The 21,673-nt window shown below is 39.8% G+C and carries 25 protein-coding genes; 8 read left to right on the top strand and 17 right to left on the bottom strand.

What is annotated here, in order from left to right; all coding sequences use genetic code 11:
- Window positions 1-8 precede the first annotated feature (8 nt).
- The 13 genes from J9318_RS07035 to yceD all read right to left on the bottom strand — a co-directional run bounded on the left by J9318_RS07035 (window position 9) and on the right by yceD (window position 9,979).
- Entirely contained in the window at window positions 9-335 is a 327-nt protein-coding gene (locus J9318_RS07035; RefSeq protein WP_210559252.1) for a PilZ domain-containing protein, read from the bottom strand.
- Complete coding sequence (locus J9318_RS07030; RefSeq protein WP_210559251.1) at window positions 336-1,232, bottom strand: hypothetical protein; 897 nt, start codon at window positions 1,230-1,232, stop codon at window positions 336-338.
- Window positions 1,232-1,864, bottom strand: a complete 633-nt coding sequence (gene tmk / locus J9318_RS07025) for a dTMP kinase (RefSeq protein WP_210559250.1) — start codon at window positions 1,862-1,864, stop codon at window positions 1,232-1,234. Before tmk ends, J9318_RS07030 begins: the two co-directional genes overlap by 1 nt.
- A 15-nt stretch (window positions 1,865-1,879) precedes the next feature.
- Window positions 1,880-2,914 carry an endolytic transglycosylase MltG gene (gene mltG, locus J9318_RS07020; RefSeq protein ID WP_210559249.1) on the bottom strand — a complete coding sequence of 345 codons (1,035 nt, stop codon included), beginning with the start codon at window positions 2,912-2,914 and terminating at the stop codon, window positions 1,880-1,882.
- Window positions 2,907-3,719: an aminodeoxychorismate lyase gene (gene pabC, locus J9318_RS07015; protein ID WP_210559248.1), complete on the bottom strand. Its 813-nt coding sequence runs from the start codon at window positions 3,717-3,719 to the stop codon at window positions 2,907-2,909. Before pabC ends, mltG begins: the two co-directional genes overlap by 8 nt.
- 74 nt (window positions 3,720-3,793) lie before the next feature.
- Window positions 3,794-5,032 (bottom strand): beta-ketoacyl-ACP synthase II, encoded by a 1,239-nt coding sequence (fabF, locus tag J9318_RS07010; RefSeq protein WP_210559247.1) that lies wholly within the window; start codon window positions 5,030-5,032, stop codon window positions 3,794-3,796.
- Between the two features lie 94 nt (window positions 5,033-5,126).
- Entirely contained in the window at window positions 5,127-5,360 is a 234-nt protein-coding gene (acpP, locus tag J9318_RS07005) for an acyl carrier protein (RefSeq protein WP_210559246.1), read from the bottom strand.
- A gap of 155 nt (window positions 5,361-5,515) precedes the next feature.
- A complete protein-coding gene (gene fabG, locus J9318_RS07000; protein ID WP_210559245.1) occupies window positions 5,516-6,259 on the bottom strand; it encodes a 3-oxoacyl-ACP reductase FabG in 744 nt (247 codons plus the stop codon).
- Between the two features lie 15 nt (window positions 6,260-6,274).
- The gene (fabD, locus tag J9318_RS06995; protein WP_210559244.1) at window positions 6,275-7,201 is read right to left on the bottom strand and encodes an ACP S-malonyltransferase; all 927 of its coding nucleotides are present in this window, start codon (window positions 7,199-7,201) and stop codon (window positions 6,275-6,277) included.
- Between the two features lie 28 nt (window positions 7,202-7,229).
- On the bottom strand, window positions 7,230-8,192 hold the full coding sequence (locus J9318_RS06990; protein WP_210559243.1) for a beta-ketoacyl-ACP synthase III: 963 nt from the start codon (window positions 8,190-8,192) through the stop codon (window positions 7,230-7,232).
- Window positions 8,193-8,226: 34 nt separating this feature from the next.
- The gene (plsX, locus tag J9318_RS06985; protein WP_210559242.1) at window positions 8,227-9,252 is read right to left on the bottom strand and encodes a phosphate acyltransferase PlsX; all 1,026 of its coding nucleotides are present in this window, start codon (window positions 9,250-9,252) and stop codon (window positions 8,227-8,229) included.
- A gap of 19 nt (window positions 9,253-9,271) precedes the next feature.
- Window positions 9,272-9,436, bottom strand: a complete 165-nt coding sequence (gene rpmF / locus J9318_RS06980; protein ID WP_208832017.1) for a 50S ribosomal protein L32 — start codon at window positions 9,434-9,436, stop codon at window positions 9,272-9,274.
- A gap of 9 nt (window positions 9,437-9,445) precedes the next feature.
- Window positions 9,446-9,979 carry a 23S rRNA accumulation protein YceD gene (gene yceD / locus J9318_RS06975; RefSeq protein WP_210559241.1) on the bottom strand — a complete coding sequence of 178 codons (534 nt, stop codon included), beginning with the start codon at window positions 9,977-9,979 and terminating at the stop codon, window positions 9,446-9,448.
- Window positions 9,980-10,114: 135 nt separating this feature from the next.
- Between yceD and J9318_RS06970 the strand changes: the two genes are divergently transcribed.
- Entirely contained in the window at window positions 10,115-10,726 is a 612-nt protein-coding gene (locus J9318_RS06970) for a Maf family protein (RefSeq protein WP_210562312.1), read from the top strand.
- Window positions 10,727-10,820: 94 nt separating this feature from the next.
- Here J9318_RS06970 and rluC read toward each other — a convergent pair whose 3' ends face one another.
- Complete coding sequence (gene rluC, locus J9318_RS06965; protein WP_210562401.1) at window positions 10,821-11,792, bottom strand: 23S rRNA pseudouridine(955/2504/2580) synthase RluC; 972 nt, start codon at window positions 11,790-11,792, stop codon at window positions 10,821-10,823.
- A gap of 536 nt (window positions 11,793-12,328) precedes the next feature.
- Between rluC and rne the strand changes: the two genes are divergently transcribed.
- Window positions 12,329-15,322, top strand: a complete 2,994-nt coding sequence (gene rne, locus J9318_RS06960) for a ribonuclease E (protein ID WP_210562311.1) — start codon at window positions 12,329-12,331, stop codon at window positions 15,320-15,322.
- A gap of 104 nt (window positions 15,323-15,426) precedes the next feature.
- Here the strand turns inward: rne and J9318_RS06955 are convergent, their stop codons facing one another.
- Both J9318_RS06955 and J9318_RS06950 read right to left on the bottom strand, forming a co-directional pair.
- Window positions 15,427-16,551 (bottom strand): PilT/PilU family type 4a pilus ATPase, encoded by a 1,125-nt coding sequence (locus J9318_RS06955; protein WP_210562310.1) that lies wholly within the window; start codon window positions 16,549-16,551, stop codon window positions 15,427-15,429.
- Window positions 16,552-16,560: 9 nt separating this feature from the next.
- Window positions 16,561-17,619, bottom strand: a complete 1,059-nt coding sequence (locus J9318_RS06950; RefSeq protein ID WP_210562309.1) for a type IV pilus twitching motility protein PilT — start codon at window positions 17,617-17,619, stop codon at window positions 16,561-16,563.
- 33 nt (window positions 17,620-17,652) lie between these two features.
- Between J9318_RS06950 and J9318_RS06945 the strand changes: the two genes are divergently transcribed.
- From J9318_RS06945 to J9318_RS06930, 4 genes are read left to right on the top strand one after another with little or no spacing between them, the layout of a single operon-like run.
- The gene (locus J9318_RS06945) at window positions 17,653-18,360 is read left to right on the top strand and encodes a YggS family pyridoxal phosphate-dependent enzyme (protein ID WP_210562308.1); all 708 of its coding nucleotides are present in this window, start codon (window positions 17,653-17,655) and stop codon (window positions 18,358-18,360) included.
- A 24-nt stretch (window positions 18,361-18,384) separates the two neighbouring features.
- Window positions 18,385-19,230 carry a pyrroline-5-carboxylate reductase gene (gene proC, locus J9318_RS06940; RefSeq protein WP_210562307.1) on the top strand — a complete coding sequence of 282 codons (846 nt, stop codon included), beginning with the start codon at window positions 18,385-18,387 and terminating at the stop codon, window positions 19,228-19,230.
- Between the two features lies 1 nt (window position 19,231).
- Entirely contained in the window at window positions 19,232-19,774 is a 543-nt protein-coding gene (locus tag J9318_RS06935) for a YggT family protein (RefSeq protein ID WP_210562306.1), read from the top strand.
- Between the two features lie 12 nt (window positions 19,775-19,786).
- Complete coding sequence (locus J9318_RS06930) at window positions 19,787-20,218, top strand: DUF4426 domain-containing protein (RefSeq protein ID WP_244731973.1); 432 nt, start codon at window positions 19,787-19,789, stop codon at window positions 20,216-20,218.
- Window positions 20,219-20,324: 106 nt separating this feature from the next.
- Here J9318_RS06930 and J9318_RS06925 read toward each other — a convergent pair whose 3' ends face one another.
- A complete protein-coding gene (locus J9318_RS06925) occupies window positions 20,325-20,555 on the bottom strand; it encodes a DUF2789 domain-containing protein (protein ID WP_210562305.1) in 231 nt (76 codons plus the stop codon).
- Between the two features lie 132 nt (window positions 20,556-20,687).
- Between J9318_RS06925 and J9318_RS06920 the strand changes: the two genes are divergently transcribed.
- Both J9318_RS06920 and J9318_RS06915 read left to right on the top strand, forming a co-directional pair.
- Window positions 20,688-21,329, top strand: a complete 642-nt coding sequence (locus J9318_RS06920; protein WP_210562304.1) for a GNAT family N-acetyltransferase — start codon at window positions 20,688-20,690, stop codon at window positions 21,327-21,329.
- A gap of 11 nt (window positions 21,330-21,340) precedes the next feature.
- Window positions 21,341-21,667, top strand: coding sequence for an Mpo1-like protein (locus J9318_RS06915; protein ID WP_210562303.1), 327 nt, complete (start codon window positions 21,341-21,343; stop codon window positions 21,665-21,667).
- Window positions 21,668-21,673: the final 6 nt, after the last annotated feature.

Genomic DNA, 21,673 nt, shown 5'->3' with positions numbered 1-21,673 from the left:
GTGAGTTACTACATGGTATAGGTTGGCTCTGGTAGATTAATCATGGTACCTAGTAGCTTTTCTATTTTGACTTGTAATCTGTTTTCAGTGTTATTCAATAAAACGCCAACTCCTGGAGGATTTACATTTTGCGCACCTTGTGGCGTTACCCAAATAACCTCAGCATCAAACAATTCTGGCTCTAGAGCGTCCGGTAAGGTTAAAATTACCGATGCCGTCTCACCTAATTTTACTGGTAAATTTGTTTTGATAAACAAGCCACCTCCTTTAACGAAAGGCATGTAGCATCTAAATAACTCTTTTGTATCTTCGATTTCTGCAACTAGACGATTCATTTACTTAATCCACGATTCCAAATTTTCTATCATCGCAACAAATGCGACTTCCCTATTCTGCCCTTTAATATTTTTTTGAGCAAAATTAAATTTTGTTAATATTTTCAACGCTTGTTCTGCATTATCAGAATAACCGGCAAGTAACATCTGTCGACATCTGCGCTCACACAGATATACAAAAAATTCTGTTAGTGATATATCTTTTTGAACAACGGCAATCAACTGATTGGCACTTGATTGATTTTTTAACCAAGCCATAAACAAGCTAAATACGTTCGTATAAGGAGCTTGATTTGTTTCGTCTTGCCAATGACTTACTAAACTCTCATTACCATTTGCGAACCCTATTAAATAGTCTGGAACAGAAGAATACTTTTCCTTCAACTGACTATTTGAAAGGACTGGATGTTTTAATACTTGGCAGCGACTAACGATAGTTGGTAATAATTTTTTTGCACTGCTATTGATTAAAAACAAATAGCTGTTTTGTGATGGCTCTTCTAATGTTTTTAAAAGTGCATTTGCCGCGTTTTCTGTCATGTTTTGAGCATGAACAATGGATACAATTTGACTGTCAGTTATCTGTGGGGTTTTATTTAGCCATTCACTAATCGCTCTAATATCGTCAATGCCAATCGATTGGCTTTGGCCGTCTATCGCTTTAAAGTCTGGGTGACTGCCAGCTTTATACAATTTACAGCTTTTACATTGCTGACACGATTGAAGCTTAGTAGCGCTAGAACGCTCACATAAAAACATACCATAAAGATGGTTGAGTTGTTGTTGCGTCGAACTCGAATCTTGTGTTTCCACTATGTAGGCATGTGCAAGTTTACCCGAGCTGGCTAACGTTATAACCTGGTCAACAACACTTGATTCTTTTCCAGTCACTGACATCACAACGCTGTATTCTCTAACCAATGGGTTAAGTTTTGATATAAATCTTCTTGTACTTGCTCTAGTGAATTTTCGGCGTTAATTATAATAATCTTGTCGTTTGACTTCGCTAAGTCTAAGTAGACTTTCCGAGTGCGCTCAAAAAAAGACAAATCCATACGTTCGATTCTGTCAAGCTCTCCTCTGTTGGCCGCTCGAGCAAGACCCACCTTAGGATCAATATCCATTAGCAACGTAAGGTCTGGATGAAAATCTTTTAATACGGCGTTTCGAATAGGTAATAGTAGGGTATCCGGCAACTGACGCCCACCACCTTGGTATGCCAGCGATGACATATCATGCCTATCGCCAATAACCCACTGTCCTTTAGCTAAAGCTGGTTTTATAACATTTTCAATTAGCTGAATACGGCTAGCGTACATCAACAATAACTCGGCTTCGGCTGTTAAATGCTCTTCCGTTTCTGCTTTTACAATCTCACGCATTTTTTCAGCTAACGGCGTTCCACCTGGCTCTCTGGTACAAATGAATTCTATACCCTTGGACGTTAATAATGATTGTATTTGTGACATTGCAGTTGATTTACCCGCACCTTCAAGTCCTTCAACAACAATAAATTTTCCAGCTTTCATCAAATTCCTTTAACTCTATTCTTTATTTTTGAGTTTCTGTATCGCTAAATATGAGCGTACTGCTTTATTATGCTCGGCTAACGTTTTACTAAATACGTGACCACCATTTCCTGAAGCAACAAAATACAGAAAATCAGTTTGCTCTGGTTGCGCGGCGGCTAAAAGCGAACTTAAACTTGGATTTGCAATCGGTGTTGGTGGTAGCCCATTAATTCTATAGGTATTGTAAGGTGTTTTTTGTTTTAAATGAACGCGTTTTATGTCGCCATCGTATTCTTGCCATATACCATAGATAACAGTCGGGTCCGTTTGTAACCGCATACCTTTCTCTAGTCTGTTGTAAAATACCGATGCGATTGCTCCCCGTTCCGCGGCGACACCTGACTCTTTTTCAATTATTGATGCTAACTTTAATAACTCATAAGGTGTTTTAAACCTAAAAACTTGTCGTTGCTTCCACGCTTGTTCTAGTCGGTCTTGCTGTTTTGCAACGGCTCTTTTTAACAAGTCGGTAATTTTTGTTTCCGCTTCAACAAAATAGGTATCTGGCGCTAAAAAGCCTTCTGGTGTATCCGATTTCAAACCAAGAGCAGATGCTATCCCTTGTAAGTCTAAATCTCTAATATCATTGCTTAAAAAGTCAACCTCCGCGAGCTTATCTAATACTTGATAAATGTTTTCACCATCAACAATAGTAAAAGCAAACTGATGAACTTCTCCTTTAGTAAACATTTGTACTATTTGAGAAACAGAATCAGTGCCGTCAAGCTTGTATGTACCTGATTTAATATTGTTAAAACTTGTATCTAATTTAGACATGACTTTCAAAGGTATGCACGACTCTAACCAATTCAATTGGGTAAACTGACGGCAAACTTTATTTATTGATGCCCCTTTTTCCACTTTAAAAAAAGTCGGCTCTGGAATTTTTAACGGTTTTTCTAATTGGGTTTGCAACCATATAAAAGCTGTAAGCATGGCTATGGACAAAATAAATGATGTAGTGATCAATATTTTAAGTTTTGACCAACGCTTAAAAAAATTAGTCATGAAAAACCTCGGCATGGATTTTAGCGCTGGGCGCCAATTGCAACTTTTTATTTGCTAGTTGACTCACAGGTACTATTCCTAATATCGAATTACAGATGAACATAGCCTCTGCATTTTCAATTAGCTTTTGTTCGGTTATCGTATCTGCTTTGATGAATGGTATTTTTGTTAATATTTTTTCTCGAACAATGCCAGCGATTCCACAATGGTTTAATAATGGTGTATGCCATTGCTTACCATCAAACCAAAATAAATTAGCCTTTGCAGTTTCGATAACATGCCCGTTTATATCAGCGACAATACCATCGGTTAACATCTTGTCGTTTAGTTCACAGCTGATCAATGCTTGTTCAAGTCGATTTCCGTGTTTAAGGCCCGCTAAACTTGGATTGATGCCAAGTTTTGTGTCTAAAATATTTAATTCAACCGGCGCCTTAAGTTTAGCGAAATCCACTAGTTGTGTTGAGGTTGTTGTGATAAAAACATAAGGAGTCATATCATTCGACACCTGATAACCACGGACACTAGTACCTCTGCTAATTTGAATTTTTATGATGCCGTTTTTAACTTGTTGTGCATGAGTCGAGGCAAGTTCCGATAGTTTTTGCCAATTAATACTCGCAACTTTTAAGCGATCATTTGCAACTTGCAAACGCTTTAGGTGCAGAGGCCAATCTAATATACGGCCCAGTTCAACTTTAGTTGTAGTAAAGTGACCATCGCCAAATAAAAAGCTTCTTTGTTCAAACCAATCCTTGCTACAGTCGGTTAGATTTAAGTTATTGTCGTAACAATTAAAGGTCATAAAAAAAGCCCAATGAAATCATTGAGCTTTTGTATCAAATTTTCGTCTGAAATTCACCTGTCAGTGAACTAAAACTAAACTTTTTTAAATATTAACGTTCCGTTGGTACCACCGAAACCAAAAGAATTACACAAAGCGTAATCCATTTTTACGTCACGCGCGCCGTCTGCTACGTAATCTAAATCGCAACCTTCATCAGGGTTATCTAAATTAATTGTCGGGTGAACTTTTTGATCAATTAAACTCATCACTGTGATGATTGATTCAACTGCGCCTGCAGCGCCTAATAAATGTCCTATCATCGATTTTGACGACGATACAAGCACTGTACTTGCCGATGAACCAAACACCGTTTTTACAGCTTGTGTTTCAGCCTTATCACCTGCTGGAGTTGATGTACCGTGAGCATTGATATAGCCGACTTGAGAAGCCTCTATTCCTGCGTCATTTAAAGCATTTTGCATTGAACGAGCAGCTCCATTGCCATCTTCAGGAGGCGATGTCATGTGGTAAGCATCGCCACTCATTCCAAAACCGACTAACTCTGCATATATTTTTGCGCCACGAGCAACAGCATGGTCATAATCTTCAAGGACCATCATTCCTGCACCATCACCTAGTAAAAATCCATCTCTGTCTTTGTCCCAAGGTCGGCTCGCTTTCGTTGGCTCCTCATTACGTGTCGATAGCGCTCGTGCTGCACCAAAACCTCCGATACCGAGCTCTGTAGACGCTTTTTCTGCACCACCGGCAACCATAACGTCTGCATCGCCGTAAGCAATCATGCGCGCGGCATGACCAATATTATGTACACCTGATGTGCAAGCCGTTGTAATTGATATATTCGGTCCTTTTAAACCAAACATAATAGAGAGTTGGCCTGCAATCATATTAATAATTGTAGAAGGTACAAAGAATGGAGAAAGTTTTCTTGGGCCGTTGTGAACCAGTTTTGCATGATTTTCTTCGATTAAACCTAAACCGCCAATGCCAGAACCTATTGCAGCGCCAATTCGATCAGCATTGTCATCGTTTATTTCTATACCAGAATCTTTTATCGCTTGAATAGCCGCCACAATGCCGTATTGAATAAATAAGTCCATTTTTTTGGCATCTTTGCGAGGAATGTATTCGGACAAGTCGATGTCTTTAACCATAGCGGCGAATTTAGTACCGAACTGCTCTGTATCAAAATGAGTTATCAACTCTGCGCCGCTCTTACCCGCTAGCAAGCTTTTCCATGTGCTATCAACGTCATTGCCTACTGGTGATAACATTCCCATACCCGTCACTACTACTCTGCGCTTTGTCACTTGTATTCTCCGATTACCCTGTACTTCTGTATATTTATTATATTTTTTATATAAAAAAAGGCAGCTTAGGCTGCCCTTCTTTTAAAAACAAATCTTATTCAGCGTGAGCTTTGATGTAGTCAATTGCTGATTGAACTGTTGTGATTTTTTCAGCTTCTTCGTCAGGAATTTCAGTATCAAATTCTTCTTCAAGCGCCATTACTAATTCAACAGTGTCAAGAGAATCTGCACCAAGATCATCTACGAAAGAAGATTCAGCTTTTACTTCTTCTTCTTTAACGCCTAGTTGCTCTACTACGATCTTAGCTACGCGATCTTCTATGCTCATGTTATTTTCCTTTTTTCTTTTTTAAGTAATTTTTATGTGTCGTAGTGTAAATACACTCATCGACGTGTTCAAGTTATTATTTAATATCTGCCGGTGGTCGAACCTCATCAGTAGATTCGAGTAAGTTAACGTCAAAATGTCTACAAGATCGACGTTTATACCATATACATGCCGCCATTTACGTGAATAGTTTCGCCCGAAATATAACCAGCTTCATTACTCGCTAAAAAAGCAACAGTAGCTGCAATCTCTTTTGGGTCACCTAGACGTTCTGCTGGAACTTGATCTGCAATAGCCTTGCGTTGTGAATCATCTAACGCTTTTGTCATATCCGTATCTATGAACCCTGGAGCCACTACGTTTACGGTAATACCACGAGAAGCGATCTCTTTTGCTAACGATTTAGAAAAACCGATCACGCCCGCTTTCGCTGCCGCATAATTTGCTTGGCCTGCATTTCCCATCGTACCAACGACTGAACCAATATTGATGATTCGACCATGACGTTTTTTCATCATAGGTCGCATTACAGCCTTACTCAGTCGAAATATTGAGGTTAAGTTTGTCTCAATAATATCGGCCCATTCATCGTCTTTCATTCGCATTAACAAGTTATCGCGAGTGATACCGGCATTGTTTACTAATACGTCTACATCTCCGAAATCCGACTTAATTGCATCTAACGTTTCTTTAATCGAATCAGGATTGGTCACGTTCAGTGCATAACCCTTTCCATTTTCACCTAAGTATTCTGAGATATTTTGTGCGCCGCTTTCCGATGTAGCAGTACCTGCAACCTTTGCACCTTGCTCTACCAAAGTTTCCGCAACGGCTTTGCCAATTCCACGAGAAGCACCTGTAACAAGTACTACTTTGCCTTCTAAGCTAAATAAAGACATATTTTTTCCCTTTTATTATTCAGCAACAGCAGCTGCTAGTGTGGCCGTATCATTCGCGGCACTATAATTAATCGATTTCTCAATACGTTTACCTAGCCCTGTTAAGACTTTACCAGGACCAAATTCGATAACATCAGAAACGCCTAGCTTATGACATTGCTGAATAGTTTCAGTCCATCGAACTGGGCTATATAGCTGTTTGACTAACGCCAATTTAATGTCTTCACCGCTATTCGGCGTTGCTACGTCTACATTATTTATAACTGGTATGACAGGCGTATTAAATTTTAATTGTTCTAAATCAGCAGCCAATTTATCAGCTGCTGGTTTCATTAACTCACAGTGTGATGGTACCGAGACAGGCAACGGTAACGCTCGCTTCGCACCAAATTCTTTAGCTAATACCATAGCTCGTTCAACTGCCGCTTTTTCACCCGCGATGACTATTTGACCAGGAGAGTTATAATTAACAGGTGCCACCACGTCGCCTTGTGCACTGTCTGTACAAGCTTTACTCACTAGTTCATCATCTAGACCTATTATAGCTGCCATTGCACCTGTGCCGGCTGGAACTGCCTGTTGCATATATTGACCACGCTTTTGCACTAACAAAACAGCATCTGCTAAAGAAATTACTTCAGCACATACAAGTGCAGAGTACTCTCCTAGACTATGACCGGCTAGATATGCGGGAAGTTCGCCACCTTTGGCAATATAATCGCGCCAAATGGCAACTGAGCATGTTAATAATGCAGGTTGAGTAAATTCAGTCTTGTTTAGTTGTTCACTACTGTCTTTAGATACTAAAGCCCACATATCATAACCAAGGGCATCTGACGCTTCTTTAAATGTATTTTGTACGACAGCAGACGCTTCATATAATTCAGATAACATCCCTACGCTTTGTGAACCTTGCCCAGGAAATACAATTGCTTTTGTCATTTTATTTGATCTCTTTACGGATTTATTTTTAGTATTTTATAAGCGCAGAGGCCCAAGTAAAGCCTGCACCAAACGCATTTAATAATAGAGTCTGCCCACGTTTAATACGGCCATCTCGAATTGCTTCGTCTAACGCTGTTGGAACGGTAGCCGCAGACGTATTACCATATTTATCTAGATTTATTACTACTTGATCCATACTCATATCAAGCTTTTTAGCAACCGCTGAAATAATTCGCATGTTAGCTTGATGAGGTATTAACCAATCAATGTCAGATTTCTCTGCTTTATTTAGTTTTAAGGTTGTCTCAACTACTTCAGATAACTTAGTCACTGCTACTTTAAATACCTGATTACCTTCCATGTGTCCCCATGCCTCATGTACTGATTCTTCTTTGCCTCGTACAGGCATCTCTGCCTTTAACAATTCCGACGCATTGCCATCAGCATGAATATGAGTAGATAAAATACCAGGTTCTTCGGTCGCTTCAATAATAACTGCTCCGGCACCATCGCCAAATAACACAATTGTTTTTCGGTCGGTTGGGCTCATAAGGTGACTTAAACAATCGGCACCAATGATTAATGCTTTTTTGGCTGTACCCGCTTTTATGTAGGTATCGCCAATACTTAATGCGTAACAAAAGCCAGAACATGCAGCCGCTACATCAAAAGCAGGGACGCCAGAAGGAATACCAAGATCTCTTTGAACTTCACAACCTGCAGATGGGAATGCTCGTGCATGACTTGTTGTGCCAACAATAACTAAGTCAATTTCAGAAGCGTCAATACCGGCCATTTCTAATGCTTTTTTAGCGGCTTTGGTGGACATACTTGATACCGTATCGGTCTCATCCATAATCCGGCGTTCTTTTATGCCAGTTCTTTCTGTGATCCAATCGTCACTTGTCTCTACCATTTTCTCTAAGTCTTTATTAGAGCGAATTTGCGATGGAAAATAGCTACCCGTGCCGATAATTTTTGAAAACATGAAACCTCTCAGTTTGTCTTATAGACTAATTCATTTAGTCATCGGCTTTTAACATCACCTCAACTTTGTCCTTAATTTTAGCTGGAACTTGACGTTGAGACTCTTTAATTGCCTCTTTAATTGCACTGTAGAAGGCTTTTGAAGAGGCATTGCCATGACTTTTGACAACAATTCCGCGCAATCCTATCAGACTAGCGCCGTTGTAGTGGTCGGGGTTCATCTTTGAAAAGAGTTTTCTTATACCTGGCATGAGTATGCCAATCATGATTTTGCTGAAAAATGAGCTTTCACTCATGGCTCGCAATTTAGAGATAATAAGTTTTGCTACGCCTTCAATTGTTTTTAATGCAACGTTTCCTACAAAACCGTCGCATACAATGACGTCTGCTTTCCCTGCAAATATATCGTTCCCTTCAGCAAAACCTACATAGTTGATGTGCTCACACTGCATTAACTTTTCAGCAGTATGTTTTAAGTGCTCTGCACCTTTTATGTCTTCTTCACCTACGTTCAATAAGGCGATACGAGGATTATCGATACCTTCCACTTCTTTTGCCATAACCGATCCCATTACGGCAAACTGGAATAACGTGTCAGAACAATGGTGAATATTGGCACCTAAGTCTAATAACAATACTTTATCGTCTTCGTATGTTGGCAATGCACTAATGAGCGCTGGGCGTTTAATTGAAGGTAATGTTTTTAATACATATCTCGCAATCGCCAATAAAGCTCCGGTATTGCCCGCTGAGACGCAAGCATCTGCTTTTTTTTCGTTTACTAACTCGAGTGCTTTTCTCATGGATGAGTTAGGTTTTTTGCGTAAAGCGAGGTCGGGTCTTTCGTCTTGATTAACAACTTGTTCACAATGAACGACTGAAAGTCGAGGATGGCCTAATACGTTTTGCTTTGATAGTGCGCTATGAATGCTTTGTGAATGACCACAGAGATAAAGATGCAAATAGGGGTAATCTTCTACAGCTTTGATGGCTGCAGGAATAGTAGATCGGGGGCCATAATCGCCCCCCATCATATCAAGCGCGATGTGGATATCACGCATATTAAGTCTAGGCTAAGCCTTACTTAATTTTACGGCCTTTGTAGTAGCCGTCTGCTGTCATGTGATGACGACGGTGAGTTTCACCAGTCGTTTGATCTACAGACAAATTTTCGATAGTTAATGCATCATGTGAACGACGCATGCCACGTCTAGCACGGGACTTCTTACTTTTTTGAACCGCCATTGCCGTCTCCTAGTTTTTAAGTTTTTTTAATACTTCAAACGGATTAGGTTTTTCCTGCACCGTTGCTTCTGGCGCTAACTCACCAAAGGTCATGTTCTTGTTACCAAGTTCACAGTCTTCTGGTTCATGCATTGCTACAATAGGCAGCGCCAACATTAATTCGTCTTCAACTAAATGAACAAGGCTAATAGCGCCAAATTCGTCTAATTCAATTTCATCATATGCTTCTGGTATTGGATCTTCACTTTCTTTAGCCGCATTACGTATAGGCGTATAAACGAAGTCAGCTGTTACCTCTGTCTCCAGTCCTTTACCACAACGTTGACATGTTAGCTCTAAGCTAGCAGTCGCACTACCTTGAATGACAACTAAATTCTGAGGATCAACTCCACATTCAATAGATACATCCACGTGATCTGTTAATACTTCCGCCACTTCGTTTAGACGTGACAGATTACCCTTGACGATTATACCGTCATAGGTCATTCGTTTTAACGCAGCTTTCGCTGGCTCGATCGAGAGAGGAATTTTTACCGTTTGCATAGGGCGCGCATATTATAGTGAAGGGAACTTAGAGTCAAAAGAAAATGACCTTATTCCTTTAAAAAATAGAAATTAGACGTATAAAATAGCGTATATTTAGTTAACCGCTTTGAAACAGATTAAAAAAGAATCATTATGAGTAATAAAGAAACGCGTACAATTATTTTAGGCTCCACCTCTCCGTTTAGAAAAGAAATCCTGTCAAAATTAAATCTCTCATTCTTAACTGACAAACCTGAAGTGGATGAAACGCCATTAAATAATGAAACACCAGAAGAATTAGTTGCAAGACTGGCTTTGTTAAAAGCACAAGCTGTCGCTGCTCGCCACAAAGATTCAATTGTTATTGGTTCTGATCAAGTCGCCGTATTTAATGATGAAATTCTTGGAAAGCCACATACCCATGAAAATGCCGTTGCTCAGTTAACTAAATTTTCGGGTCAAACTGTAACATTTTTAACAGGCTTATCGGTTATAGACACAAACTCTGGTATTACAAACACAATAGTAGAACCCTTTAAAGTATCGTTTAAAAATTTAACGGCAGAGATGATTGAGTTTTATTTACGCGCAGAAACGCCTTATAACTGCGCAGGAAGCTTTAAAAGTGAAGCTTTAGGAATTTGTTTATTTGATAAGCTACAAGGAGATGATCCAAATTCGCTCGTTGGCCTACCATTAATTAAATTAGTTTCGTTATTAGAGAAAATAGATTACTCGGTTCTTAAACAGCAGAACAAATCTTAAAAGAGCAGAACAAACTAAAAAAAGCACAACAAAGCAACATTGCCAATTGTAGTTTAATGTTGCTTTGTTAATTAATTACGTTAACGCCGTTACGCTACACTTCCATTGCCTGTTCACCAAGCTTTTGTAAAACCTTCTCTAATTCAGGCTGAAGAGGCGCTTCAAAACGCATCGTCGTTTCTGATAAAGGGTGAAAAAATGAAATCTCTTTGGCGTGCAAAAATAAACGGTTTAAGCCTACCTCTTTCATAGACTTATCAAACTCTCTGTCGCCATATTTATCATCACATGCAATCATATGCCCTTGACAAGCAGTGTGCACACGAATTTGGTGGGTACGCCCAGTTTGAGGACGAGCCTCAACTAAACTACAGTCTTTAAAATTACTTAATACTGAAAATAAGGTACATGACTTTTTACCTTCTTCTCGGTCCACTATGACTAATCGTTCTCCCGATTTAGTGGTAATTTTTTTCAACGGCTCTTGAACTGACTTTTGTTTTTCTGACCAATGTCCCTTGACCAAAGCCCAATAAACCTTGTTCATCGTTTTAATTCTTAATTGCTCATGCAGGGAAACTAAAACAGAACGTTTTTTAGCGATCAGTAAAATACCTGATGTATCTCTATCAAGGCGATGCACTAATTCCATCATTTTTTCTTTTGGGCGTAAGGCTCTAAGCCCTTCTATAACGCCAAAGCTAACACCGCTACCGCCATGAACTGCGATGCCAGACGGCTTATTCATAACTATTAAAGATTTGTCTTCAAATATGATGGCTTTTTCTAATGCTTGCACTGAGCTTAACCCAGCAGAGATGCCCTCACTTTCTTCTTTGACTCGCACCGGTGGTACACGAACTATATCGCCAAGTTGAAGTTTATAAGTTTGTTTAATACGTCCTTTATTAACACGCACTTCGCCTTTGCGAAGAATCTTATAAATTACGCTTTTAGGGCACCCTTTTAACAAGGTGATCAAAAAGTTATCTATGCGTTGTCCCTCATGAACATCATCGATTTCAATTTGTTGCACTTTCGGGAAATTTATCGCTTTTTCTGACATAGTCTTTGATTCACTCACAAATATAATAATTTTATTCAACTAATCGCTTAATTTCAGTTGCTATAATCCACTTTCACGTCGATAATAGCTCTGCTTATAAAGCAACTGATTGAACTGCCTCACGTAATGAACGTAAGAGTCATGTAACGGAGCAGGGTTTGAGGCCGCGATGATATCAGAATTAGACGAGTATGTTTATCTTTCATTTTTAACAAACATACCGAATAACGAACACCAGACCTCAAACCTCCACGCCACTTAAGTAAGGTAATGCGAGTAACATATTGCCCTCTTCTTTAACCGTTCAGACCAGTCAAATCGAGGCGTCTATTTAACCAGTGCCACCATTCCCGTTTTGTTTACGATAATGGCACAGACAGAATTCTAAAAATTTGGAATTGATAAACCTTTAATTACAGTCGAGATGATTGCAATTTGACAGACAACTAGTTGAGAAACTACACAGTGTCGAGGTGTATTCAAGTGCATCGAACATTAATGGAATGTGGCCTACTACTAAAAGAAGAGCTACATACATGAAACGCATGTTAATTAATGCCACGCAACAAGAAGAAATGCGTGTTGCGTTGGTTGATGGTCAAAAACTGTACGATCTGGACATAGAAAGCCCAGGCCACGAACAGAAAAAGGCCAACATCTATAAAGGTACCATCACTCGAGTAGAGCCTAGCTTAGAAGCGGCTTTTGTTGATTATGGTGCCGACCGCCACGGCTTTTTGCCACTTAAAGAAATTGCCCGCAATTATTTCCCTTCAGACTACAAATTTAGTGGTCGTCCAAACATCAAAGAAGTTGTTAAAGAAGGTCAAGAAGTAATCATCCAAATTGATAAAGAAGAGCGCGGCCAAAAAGGCGCAGCTTTAACTACTTTTATCAGTGTCGCTGGTAGCTACTTAGTACTTATGCCTAATAACCCTCGTGCCGGCGGTATTTCACGTCGCATCGAAGGCGATGAGCGTACACAGCTTAAAGCAGCGTTAAGTAAGCTTGAATTACCTAAAGGCATGGGCTTAATCGTGCGCACTGCAGGTGTTGGTAAATCTTACGAAGAGTTAGAATACGATTTACGTGCCCTACTTCTTCATTGGGATGCTATTCAGCAAGCCGCTGATAGCCGACCTGCTCCTTTCTTAATTCACCAAGAAAGCAACGTTGTATTTCGTGCAATTCGTGATTATTTAAAACGCGATGTTGGTGAAATCATTATTGATAACCAAAATGTTTTTAATGAAGCCAAAAGTCACATTGAACTATTCCGCCCTGATTTCCTAGAGCGTGTCAAACTTTACCAAGGCGAAGTCCCTCTATTTACGCACTATCAAATTGAGTCGCAGATTGAATCTGCTTTCCAACGCGAAGTTCGTTTACCATCAGGTGGATCAATTGTAATTGACCCTACCGAAGCATTAGTTTCAATTGACATTAACTCGTCAAAAGCAACTAAAGGTAGTGACATTGAAGAAACTGCTTTAAATACTAACCTAGAAGCCGCTGAAGAAATTGCTCGTCAATTACGTCTTCGCGACTTGGGCGGTCTTTTAGTTATTGATTTTATCGATATGACACCACCTAAACATCAACGTGATGTTGAGAACCGTTTAAAAGACAGCGTAAAGCAAGACAGAGCTCGTGTTCAAATAGGTAAGATAAGTCGTTTCGGTTTACTTGAGATGTCTCGTCAGCGTTTACGCCCTTCACTAGGAGATGCAAGTCAGCACACTTGTCCTCGATGTGACGGTCAAGGCACAATTCGTTCTAACGAATCTTTAGCTCTTTCTATCCTTCGTTTAATTGAAGAAGAAGCGATTAAAGAGAACACAGCTCAAATTCAAGCTCAAGTTCCAGTTGTTGTTTCGTCTTACTTACTAAATGAGAAACGTGATGCGGTTCGTCATATAGAGAAAAACAATAACGTTAGCGTTGTTATAATTCCTAATATTCATTTAGAAACACCGCACTACGAAGTATTGCGCGTTCGTGTTGATGAAGAACTTGCTGATACTAGCTTTAAAATGGTGAAACAGCCTGAGCAAAATGATTTTGTAAAAGAAATCGTTGTGCCTATGAAAAAAGAGATTGAACAACCTGTATTAAAAGGTTTTGCAACTCCTGCGGCTCCTGCACCTGTAGCTCCAGCACCACAGGTTTCAGCGCCAGCCGAAAGTAAAGAAAAAGGTCCTAGCTTATTTGCAACGATAGCCAAGTTTGTAAGCGACTTATTCTCATCTGAAGAGTCTGACAAACAGAAGTCGGGTAAAAACAAACCTCAAGGCAAAGGTAAACACGACCGTAACGATAAAAATGATCGTAACGGCAATCGTCGTAACAATAATAAAAATAGAAACCGAAATACTCGTAATCGTTCGCAGGATAAAGACAAGACAAAAGATGCTGAGTCTCGTAACGACCGCGTAGAGAGCAATGATGATAAGCGTACGGATAACAAACGTCCAAAAGCTAAAAATCCTCGCAATCAATCTCGCAAAAAGGTTGAAAACAACGAAAAGACAAGTAATGAACAGACTTCTCAAGCACCTGCACCAAAAGAAGAAAAGCTTCAAGAACGTCGTAAGCGTCGCAGTAATCGCAAGAAGGTTCGTATTGAGAAAACGGAAGACAATACAAAAGTAGCGTCTTCAGCGGATAGCGCCTTGGTAAACGAGAAACTGGAAACGGTGCCGGTTGCCACTAATGCGGTAGAGACTCAACAAGCTAAAGTAGAAACATCTGTCAAAAATGTTGATACGGCGATTGAAGCTACCGTCAGCGAAGATGCCGTTGTTGAGACTAATAACGAAAGTCAACGCGAAACGACTAAACCAGCTGTTAAAGTGCGTAAAAAGCCTTTATCAACAAGCAGCACGAAAAATGAGTCGCGTAGAAATGCAGTAAAATCAAAAGTAGCGCCTTCTGAAGTTCAAGCCTCTGATGAGAACTCATCTTTAGATAAAGCTGATGAAGTTGTTAACAATGACGTTCAGTTATCACAGCCAGTTGAAGAACAAAAGGCCGGTGAAGCTGTGGCTGAAACTTCAAACACTGAAGCCGTTAAAGCTGAAGATATAAATGTTGATGCGGTTGAGTCAACATCTGAAAAGTCTGAGGTGAAAGACGAGCAAGAAGTTTCTGTTGATACTCCAGTTGAAAGCTCGGTTGACAGTTCGGTTGACGCCAACAAACCAAACGTTAACTTGGAAAAAGAAGCGGATGAAGTAGTAGAAAGTCGTTATCCTGCTACAGATACTGAGTTTGAAGAAAATCATACTCACCCTACACCTGTAGAACAGACTGTTGATAAAGTATTGCACGAGCCAGCTAGCCTAACACCGGTATACAAAGGAACAGCTAGTGCCCCTATGACTAAGCCTGCTCCGGCAAGCAAAACGGAAGGTCCTACGCCATCTGCAATGCCAACTGAGAACCGTGCTAAAGTTGTCGTATCGGCTAGAACTGCAGGCGCGTCTGCAGCAACTAGTTCAGCAACATCTGCTACGCAAAAAACACTTTAGCTTAAAGCATGGCCTATTAATTTAGGCCGGCGACCCTAAGCGTTAAGTACAAAAAAACCGAGATGATTATCTCGGTTTTTTATTTTGTTATCTAATTCATTACATTAATCGTCTTTTTGAATGCCATCGACGGTAACACCTTGAAGGAAACCTGAACCGGTTTGCTCATTATTCCTTAATTTTATCATTAGGCGTAGGTCATTTGGCGAATCTGCATGGTGCAAAGCATCGGCATAACTAATTCGAGACTCTTGGTAAAGGTTAAACAGCGCCTGATCAAAAGTTTGCATACCAAACTCTTTTGATTTCGCCATCACTTCTTTGATACCAGAAATATCACCTTTTTTAATTAGTTCACCTACCATAGGCGAGTTTAATAAAACTTCGATTGCAGCCACTCGTCCCATTCCATCACTCGTTTGAATAAGTTGCTGGGCAACGATCGCCTTTAAATTTAACGCTAAGTCATATTTAAGTTTGTCGTGCTTTTCTTTTGGTACCAAATGCATAATGCGATCTATTGCTTGGTTCGCGTTGTTCGCGTGCAACGTAGCAACACACAAGTGCCCAGTTTCCGCAAATGATAGAGCGTATTCCATTATTTCTTGCGATCGAATCTCACCGATCAGAATCACATCTGGCGCTTGTCGTAATGAGCTCTTTAACGCCGATTCAAAAGATGGTGTATCTATGCCAACTTCACGTTGTGTTATCATGCATCGTTTATGTTCATGAACAAATTCGATTGGATCTTCTATTGTTAAGATATGTCCTTTGGAATTACGATTTCGGTAACCTAATAAAGCTGCCAAGCTAGTTGACTTACCTGTGCCAGTACCACCAACGAACAATACAAGACCACGCTTTGCCATAATGACGTCTTTTAACGCCGCTGGTAAACCAAGCTCATCTACATCAGGAATGTTAGTCACAATTCGGCGAACCACCATGCCGACATTATCTCTTTGCCAAAAGGCTGAAACACGAAAACGTCCTGCATCGTTTGCTACGGCAAAGTTACATTCTTTTTCAGTATCAAATTCATTTTGTTGTTTATCTGACATGCAGCTGCGAACGAGTCGTTCTGCTTCAAACTCAGTTAAAGCATCATGATCTAATGGTGTTAACTCACCATTGATCTTTGCACTTATGGGTAGTCCAGCTGTAATAAAAAGGTCTGACGCTTTTTCCGCCACCATTTTATTAAATATTTGCTCCATCGATTCCATATTTTACTCCTAGAATCCGCCGCCAAACCCTTGGCTGAATAAATTTTTATCATGAGCTTTTGCTTGAGCGTGCTCTCTACTCACCAAACCTCTATTCATCAGGTTCAATAAACATTGATCCATAGTTTGCATGCCGTGCGCTGCTCCCGTTTGAATCGATGAATACATCTGCGCGACCTTATCTTCTCGGATAAGGTTACGAATCGCTGGAATACCAATCATAATTTCATGAGCCGCAACTCGACCGCCACCGGTTTTTTTACAAAGTGTTTGCGATATTACTGCTCTTAACGACTCAGATAACATAGAACGAACCATGTCTTTTTCATCACCTGGGAATACGTCGACAATACGGTCGATAGTTTTTGGTGCCGATGTTGTATGTAGTGTGCCGAAAACCAAGTGGCCGGTTTCCGCGGCTGTCATTGCCAGTCTGATAGTTTCTAAATCTCGTAATTCACCAACAAGAATAACGTCTGGATCCTCACGAAGAGCAGAACGTAAGGCGTTACTAAAGCTAAGTGTATCTCTATGTACTTCTCGCTGACTAATCAAACTTTGCTTATTTTGATGCACAAATTCGATTGGATCCTCGATGGTCAATATGTGGTCGTGGCGCTGAGTATTGATGTAATCAATCATTGCCGCTAACGTCGTTGACTTACCCGATCCCGTTGGACCAGTAACTAAAACAAGTCCTCTAGGGTTTTCCGCTATATCTTTAAAAATATCAGGGGCGCCAATATCTTCTAGACTTAATACTTCTGATGGGATAGTCCTAAACACGGCAGCTGCGCCTCTATCCATGTTAAATGCATTAACACGAAAACGAGCGAGGTCAGGAACTGCAAAAGAAAAATCCGTTTCTAAGTTTTCTTCGTACTCTTTACGCTGTTTATCATTCATAATATCGTAAATAAGCGATTGTACTTCTCTAGCATCTAATGCCGGTATGTTTACTCGTCTGACGTCACCGTCAACTCGTATCATTGGAGGAGTACCTGCTGAAAGGTGTAAATCTGAAGCATTATGTTGCACACTAAAGGCAAGTAATTCAGTAATATCCATATGGCTAACCTATTAAATAACTAAGACAAATTTATGTCCGAAAATAACGTTAACATTACCATAGCAAATCGGCTGGCAACTGCCCACGATAAAATGACGATTGCAATACAAAAAGCTGGGCGACAGGTCAACGACGTTTCTCTGATTGCGGTTAGTAAAACGATGTCCTGTGATAAAGTTCAACAAGCCTATGACGCTGGCCAGAGAAAATTTGGAGAGAACTACGCACAAGAGCTACAAGAAAAGGCGCAGCAACTGCAGTCGCTTCAGGGTATTGAATGGCACTTTATTGGCCCTATTCAAAGTAATAAAACTGCTATTGTTGCACAGAATGCTCACTGGGTAGATAGTATCGACCGGGTTAAGATTGCCAAACGACTTGATCAGCATTGCCAGGCACTGGGGAAAAAACTCAATATTTTAGTGCAAGTTAATATTTCACAATCGCCATCTAAAGCAGGAATACCGTTACAAGACGTTGATAGCTTTATAGATGAGCTCCGCGAGTTTAAATCATTAACTGTTCGAGGTTTAATGGCAATCCCAGATGCTTATGAAGACAAAAGTATACAAAATAAAGAGTTTCAAGCGCTACACACTTGTTTTTTACAGTTGCAGCATAAACATATAAGCATAGATACGTTATCCTTAGGCATGACCGCTGATATGGAAGATGCTATATTATTTGGCAGTACCATGATTCGTTTGGGCACCGCTATTTTTGGCCCGAGGGTAAGTTAAACCAATAATAACTATGGGATTTTAATGACTCAAAATACAAATATTACATATGCATTTATCGGCGCGGGCAACATGTCAGGCGCTATCATTGGTGGTATGGTTAACAGTGGCGTTTCACCATCACAAATAATTGCCACAAATAGAACCGAACAAAAACAACAAGCGCTAAAAGCAAAATTTGGCATAAAAACAGAGTTAAACAATCAACAAGCAATCCAACAGGCCGACGTTATTATTCTTGGCGTAAAACCACAAATGATGGCAGATGTATTGAGTGATCTTGTCGAAGGTGGTGCAGACTTCTCAGGTAAGTTAGTCATTACCGTAGCTGCGGGTTTATTAGTGAAGCGTTACACCGATATTATTGGCAATGTTAGGTTTGTTCGTTGCATGCCCAATACCCCATCATTAGTTGGTCATGGAGTTTCTGGTTTATATTTAGGTTCAGACGTAAACAAATATAACGCTTCTATACGAGAGCAAGATAAACAAATAGCGACTGAGTTGTTTGAGCATGTTGGTGCCGCTGTATGGTTAAAATCTGAAGCTGAAATTGATCAGCTTGCGGCTGTATCAGGATCTGGACCTGCCTACTTTTTTGCATTTATGGAAGCGATGGCAAATAAAGCAAAAGCTTTTGGGTTTAGCGATGACGTTGCAAACATCATGGTACAAGAAACAGCTATTGGTGCCGCAAAGATGACATTCAACAAAGACAAGAGTTTTGCTGAGCTACGAGAAAATGTAACTTCACCTGGGGGCTCTACGGCTGCAGCCCTGCACGTATTTAACGATAAAAAATTACAAGCTATTGTTGATGAAGCGCTTGACGCTGCAGTAACAAGAGCACAAGAGATGAGTCAACTATAATATGCAAGCTACTCAGTTTTTAATTAACACCTTATTTGACCTGTATTTAATGGTCGCGATTTTACGAGTGTGGTTACAACTCGTCCGTGCTGATTTTTATAATCCGGTGAGTCAATTTATTGTTAAAGCGACCAATCCTGTTTTGATCCCTCTAAGGCGCGTTATTCCGGGTATTGGTGGTGTTGACTGGGCCGGCGTATTGCTGATTTTTATAGTTGCGTTTGCAAAAGTAACCACGTTACAACTTGTTTTTGGCGAGTCTTTTCCGTGGATTGGTTTGCTCATAGCGTCATTAATATCAGTTGTAAAAGAGGTGTTTAGCCTATTATTTTGGGTCACCATTATTAGAGCGATATTGAGTTGGATTAGTCAGGGTTACAACCCTATTGAGGCATTATTGCATCAACTCACGGAACCTCTACTAGCACCAGTAAGAAAAGTTATTCCTCCGTTAGGCGGTTTAGATCTCAGTCTACTAGTGTTTTTAATTGGCTTACAATTCTTGCAATTACTTTTTAATGACTTATTAACTCGACTTTTATAATTGGAGAATAGCGTGCAAAAAACACTACTTACTTTACTAGTTCTAGTTGCCAGCCTGCTGTTTTCTGGATTATCTATGGCAGAGCAAAAAATTACCAAAGGTAATTGGGATATACACTATATTGCGTTTCCTAGTGCCTTTATCAAGCCAGAGACGGCAAGAAGCTACCAACTCGAACGTAGTCGATATATGGCGCTTATTAACATCTCGGTGCTGGAAACTAGCTCACAACAAGCGCAAAACGTTAGTCTTACTGGAACGGCTAGAAACTTATTAGGGCAAACGACGCAATTAGAGTTTAAAAAGGTTGAGGAAGGAGAGTCTATTTATTACTTGGCTCAACTAAAATACAGCAACGAAGAAATATTTAATTTTTCGATTGATGTACAACGTGGTAATCGAACTGAAAACATCAAATTCAAACAGAAGTTTTACGTCGACTAAATAGACGTGTACTGTATAGGTCAATTAAAAAGGAGCGTGAACCGCTCCTTTTTACATCTAATAAAACTGCCCAAATAACCTAGAGTTTGTATTCACCTGGTTCTTTTTACTTCCGCAGCATTGCATCTAGTTGATCAACAATTTCGCTCCAATCACCATCTGATTCTAGCGAGTCTTTTAGAAATGACGCTTGCGATGCACTCCAAAATGAAGCCTCGTCAATGGTCACATCATCTGGAATATTGTGTTCTTTAACAAAGTGGTAAATACCACTTCGTGTGCCATCTAAACCTAATTGTTCAAATAAACCCGATATCGAATGTTGAGACATATCCATACAAAACCCCTTATTTCAAATAAAAGTATTTAATATTAAAGTAGTGCTTTTAACGTTAACACGCAAAATATTCTTGGCTAATATAAAAGATATTGCTAAGTTGGTTAAAATAACAACAACAAAGAGTATTTAATGCCAATGAGTACAACTGCACAACTAAGTGAAGATAATTCAATTAAAGCTATTTTGCTTTCCGCGGAAGATATTAATTTAGCGGCGTCGTTATTATATGTTGCCTATCACGAAGACCCTGTTTTTAAAGAAATCTTCGATGGTGACAAGCCAGACTACGACAAGCGTCTTAGAAGTGCGATTCGCGAAGAACTTGGTGCTTTTTGGCAAACTCAACAGCCTATGATAGGCCTATTTTCTGGAGAGCATTTATTAGGTGTAGCCTGTTTAATTGAACCTCAGCGAGAGCTAGAGCCTGAACGTTTTTGGCATTGGCGTTTAAAAATGATGCTACACGCTGGATATTTAAGTACACAAAACATGATAGAAAAGGAAAAACGTGTGGCCGCCGCTATTCCGCATGAACACTATCATTTGTTAACTTTCATCGCGATTCACCCTGACCATCAACATCATGGTCTAGGCCAATATTTAGTAAAAGCAGTTGATTCAATAGTTAATGAAAGTGAGATTAGTGAAGGCGTTGCGATTTTTGTTACTAAAGAAAAAAATAAACCTTTATTTGATGGCGATAACTATCAGGCGTTAACAGATATTCAAATTGGTAATGTATCTGGCACATTAATGTTTAGACAAAAATAAAAGTAATTTTTATGCAAAAAATAACAACATTTAAAGCGTTCTATCCATACTATTTATCAGAGCACTTACACCCTGTATGCCGAGGTTTGCATTATGTAGGTAGCTTGTCCGTTATTTTGGTTGCTCTTTATGCGCTTCTTACAAGTCAATTTCTATATTTACTGCTATTGCCTTTTTTAGGTTATGGTTTTGCTTGGGTCGGGCATTTTTTTGTTGAGAAAAATAGGCCAGCAACATTTGATTACCCACTGTATAGTTTAGCTGCAGACTGGGTGATGCTGAAAGACTTTTTAACCGGACAACTAGACCAAAAACTGAAGTTACATGACTTAGATTAGTCGCGT

The organism is Psychrosphaera aestuarii (assembly GCF_017948405.1).
In the GTDB taxonomy this organism is placed as follows: domain Bacteria; phylum Pseudomonadota; class Gammaproteobacteria; order Enterobacterales; family Alteromonadaceae; genus Psychrosphaera; species Psychrosphaera aestuarii.
The sequence above is the reverse complement of the archived record's forward strand: the minus strand, read 5'-3'. Positions and strand labels throughout refer to the sequence as shown.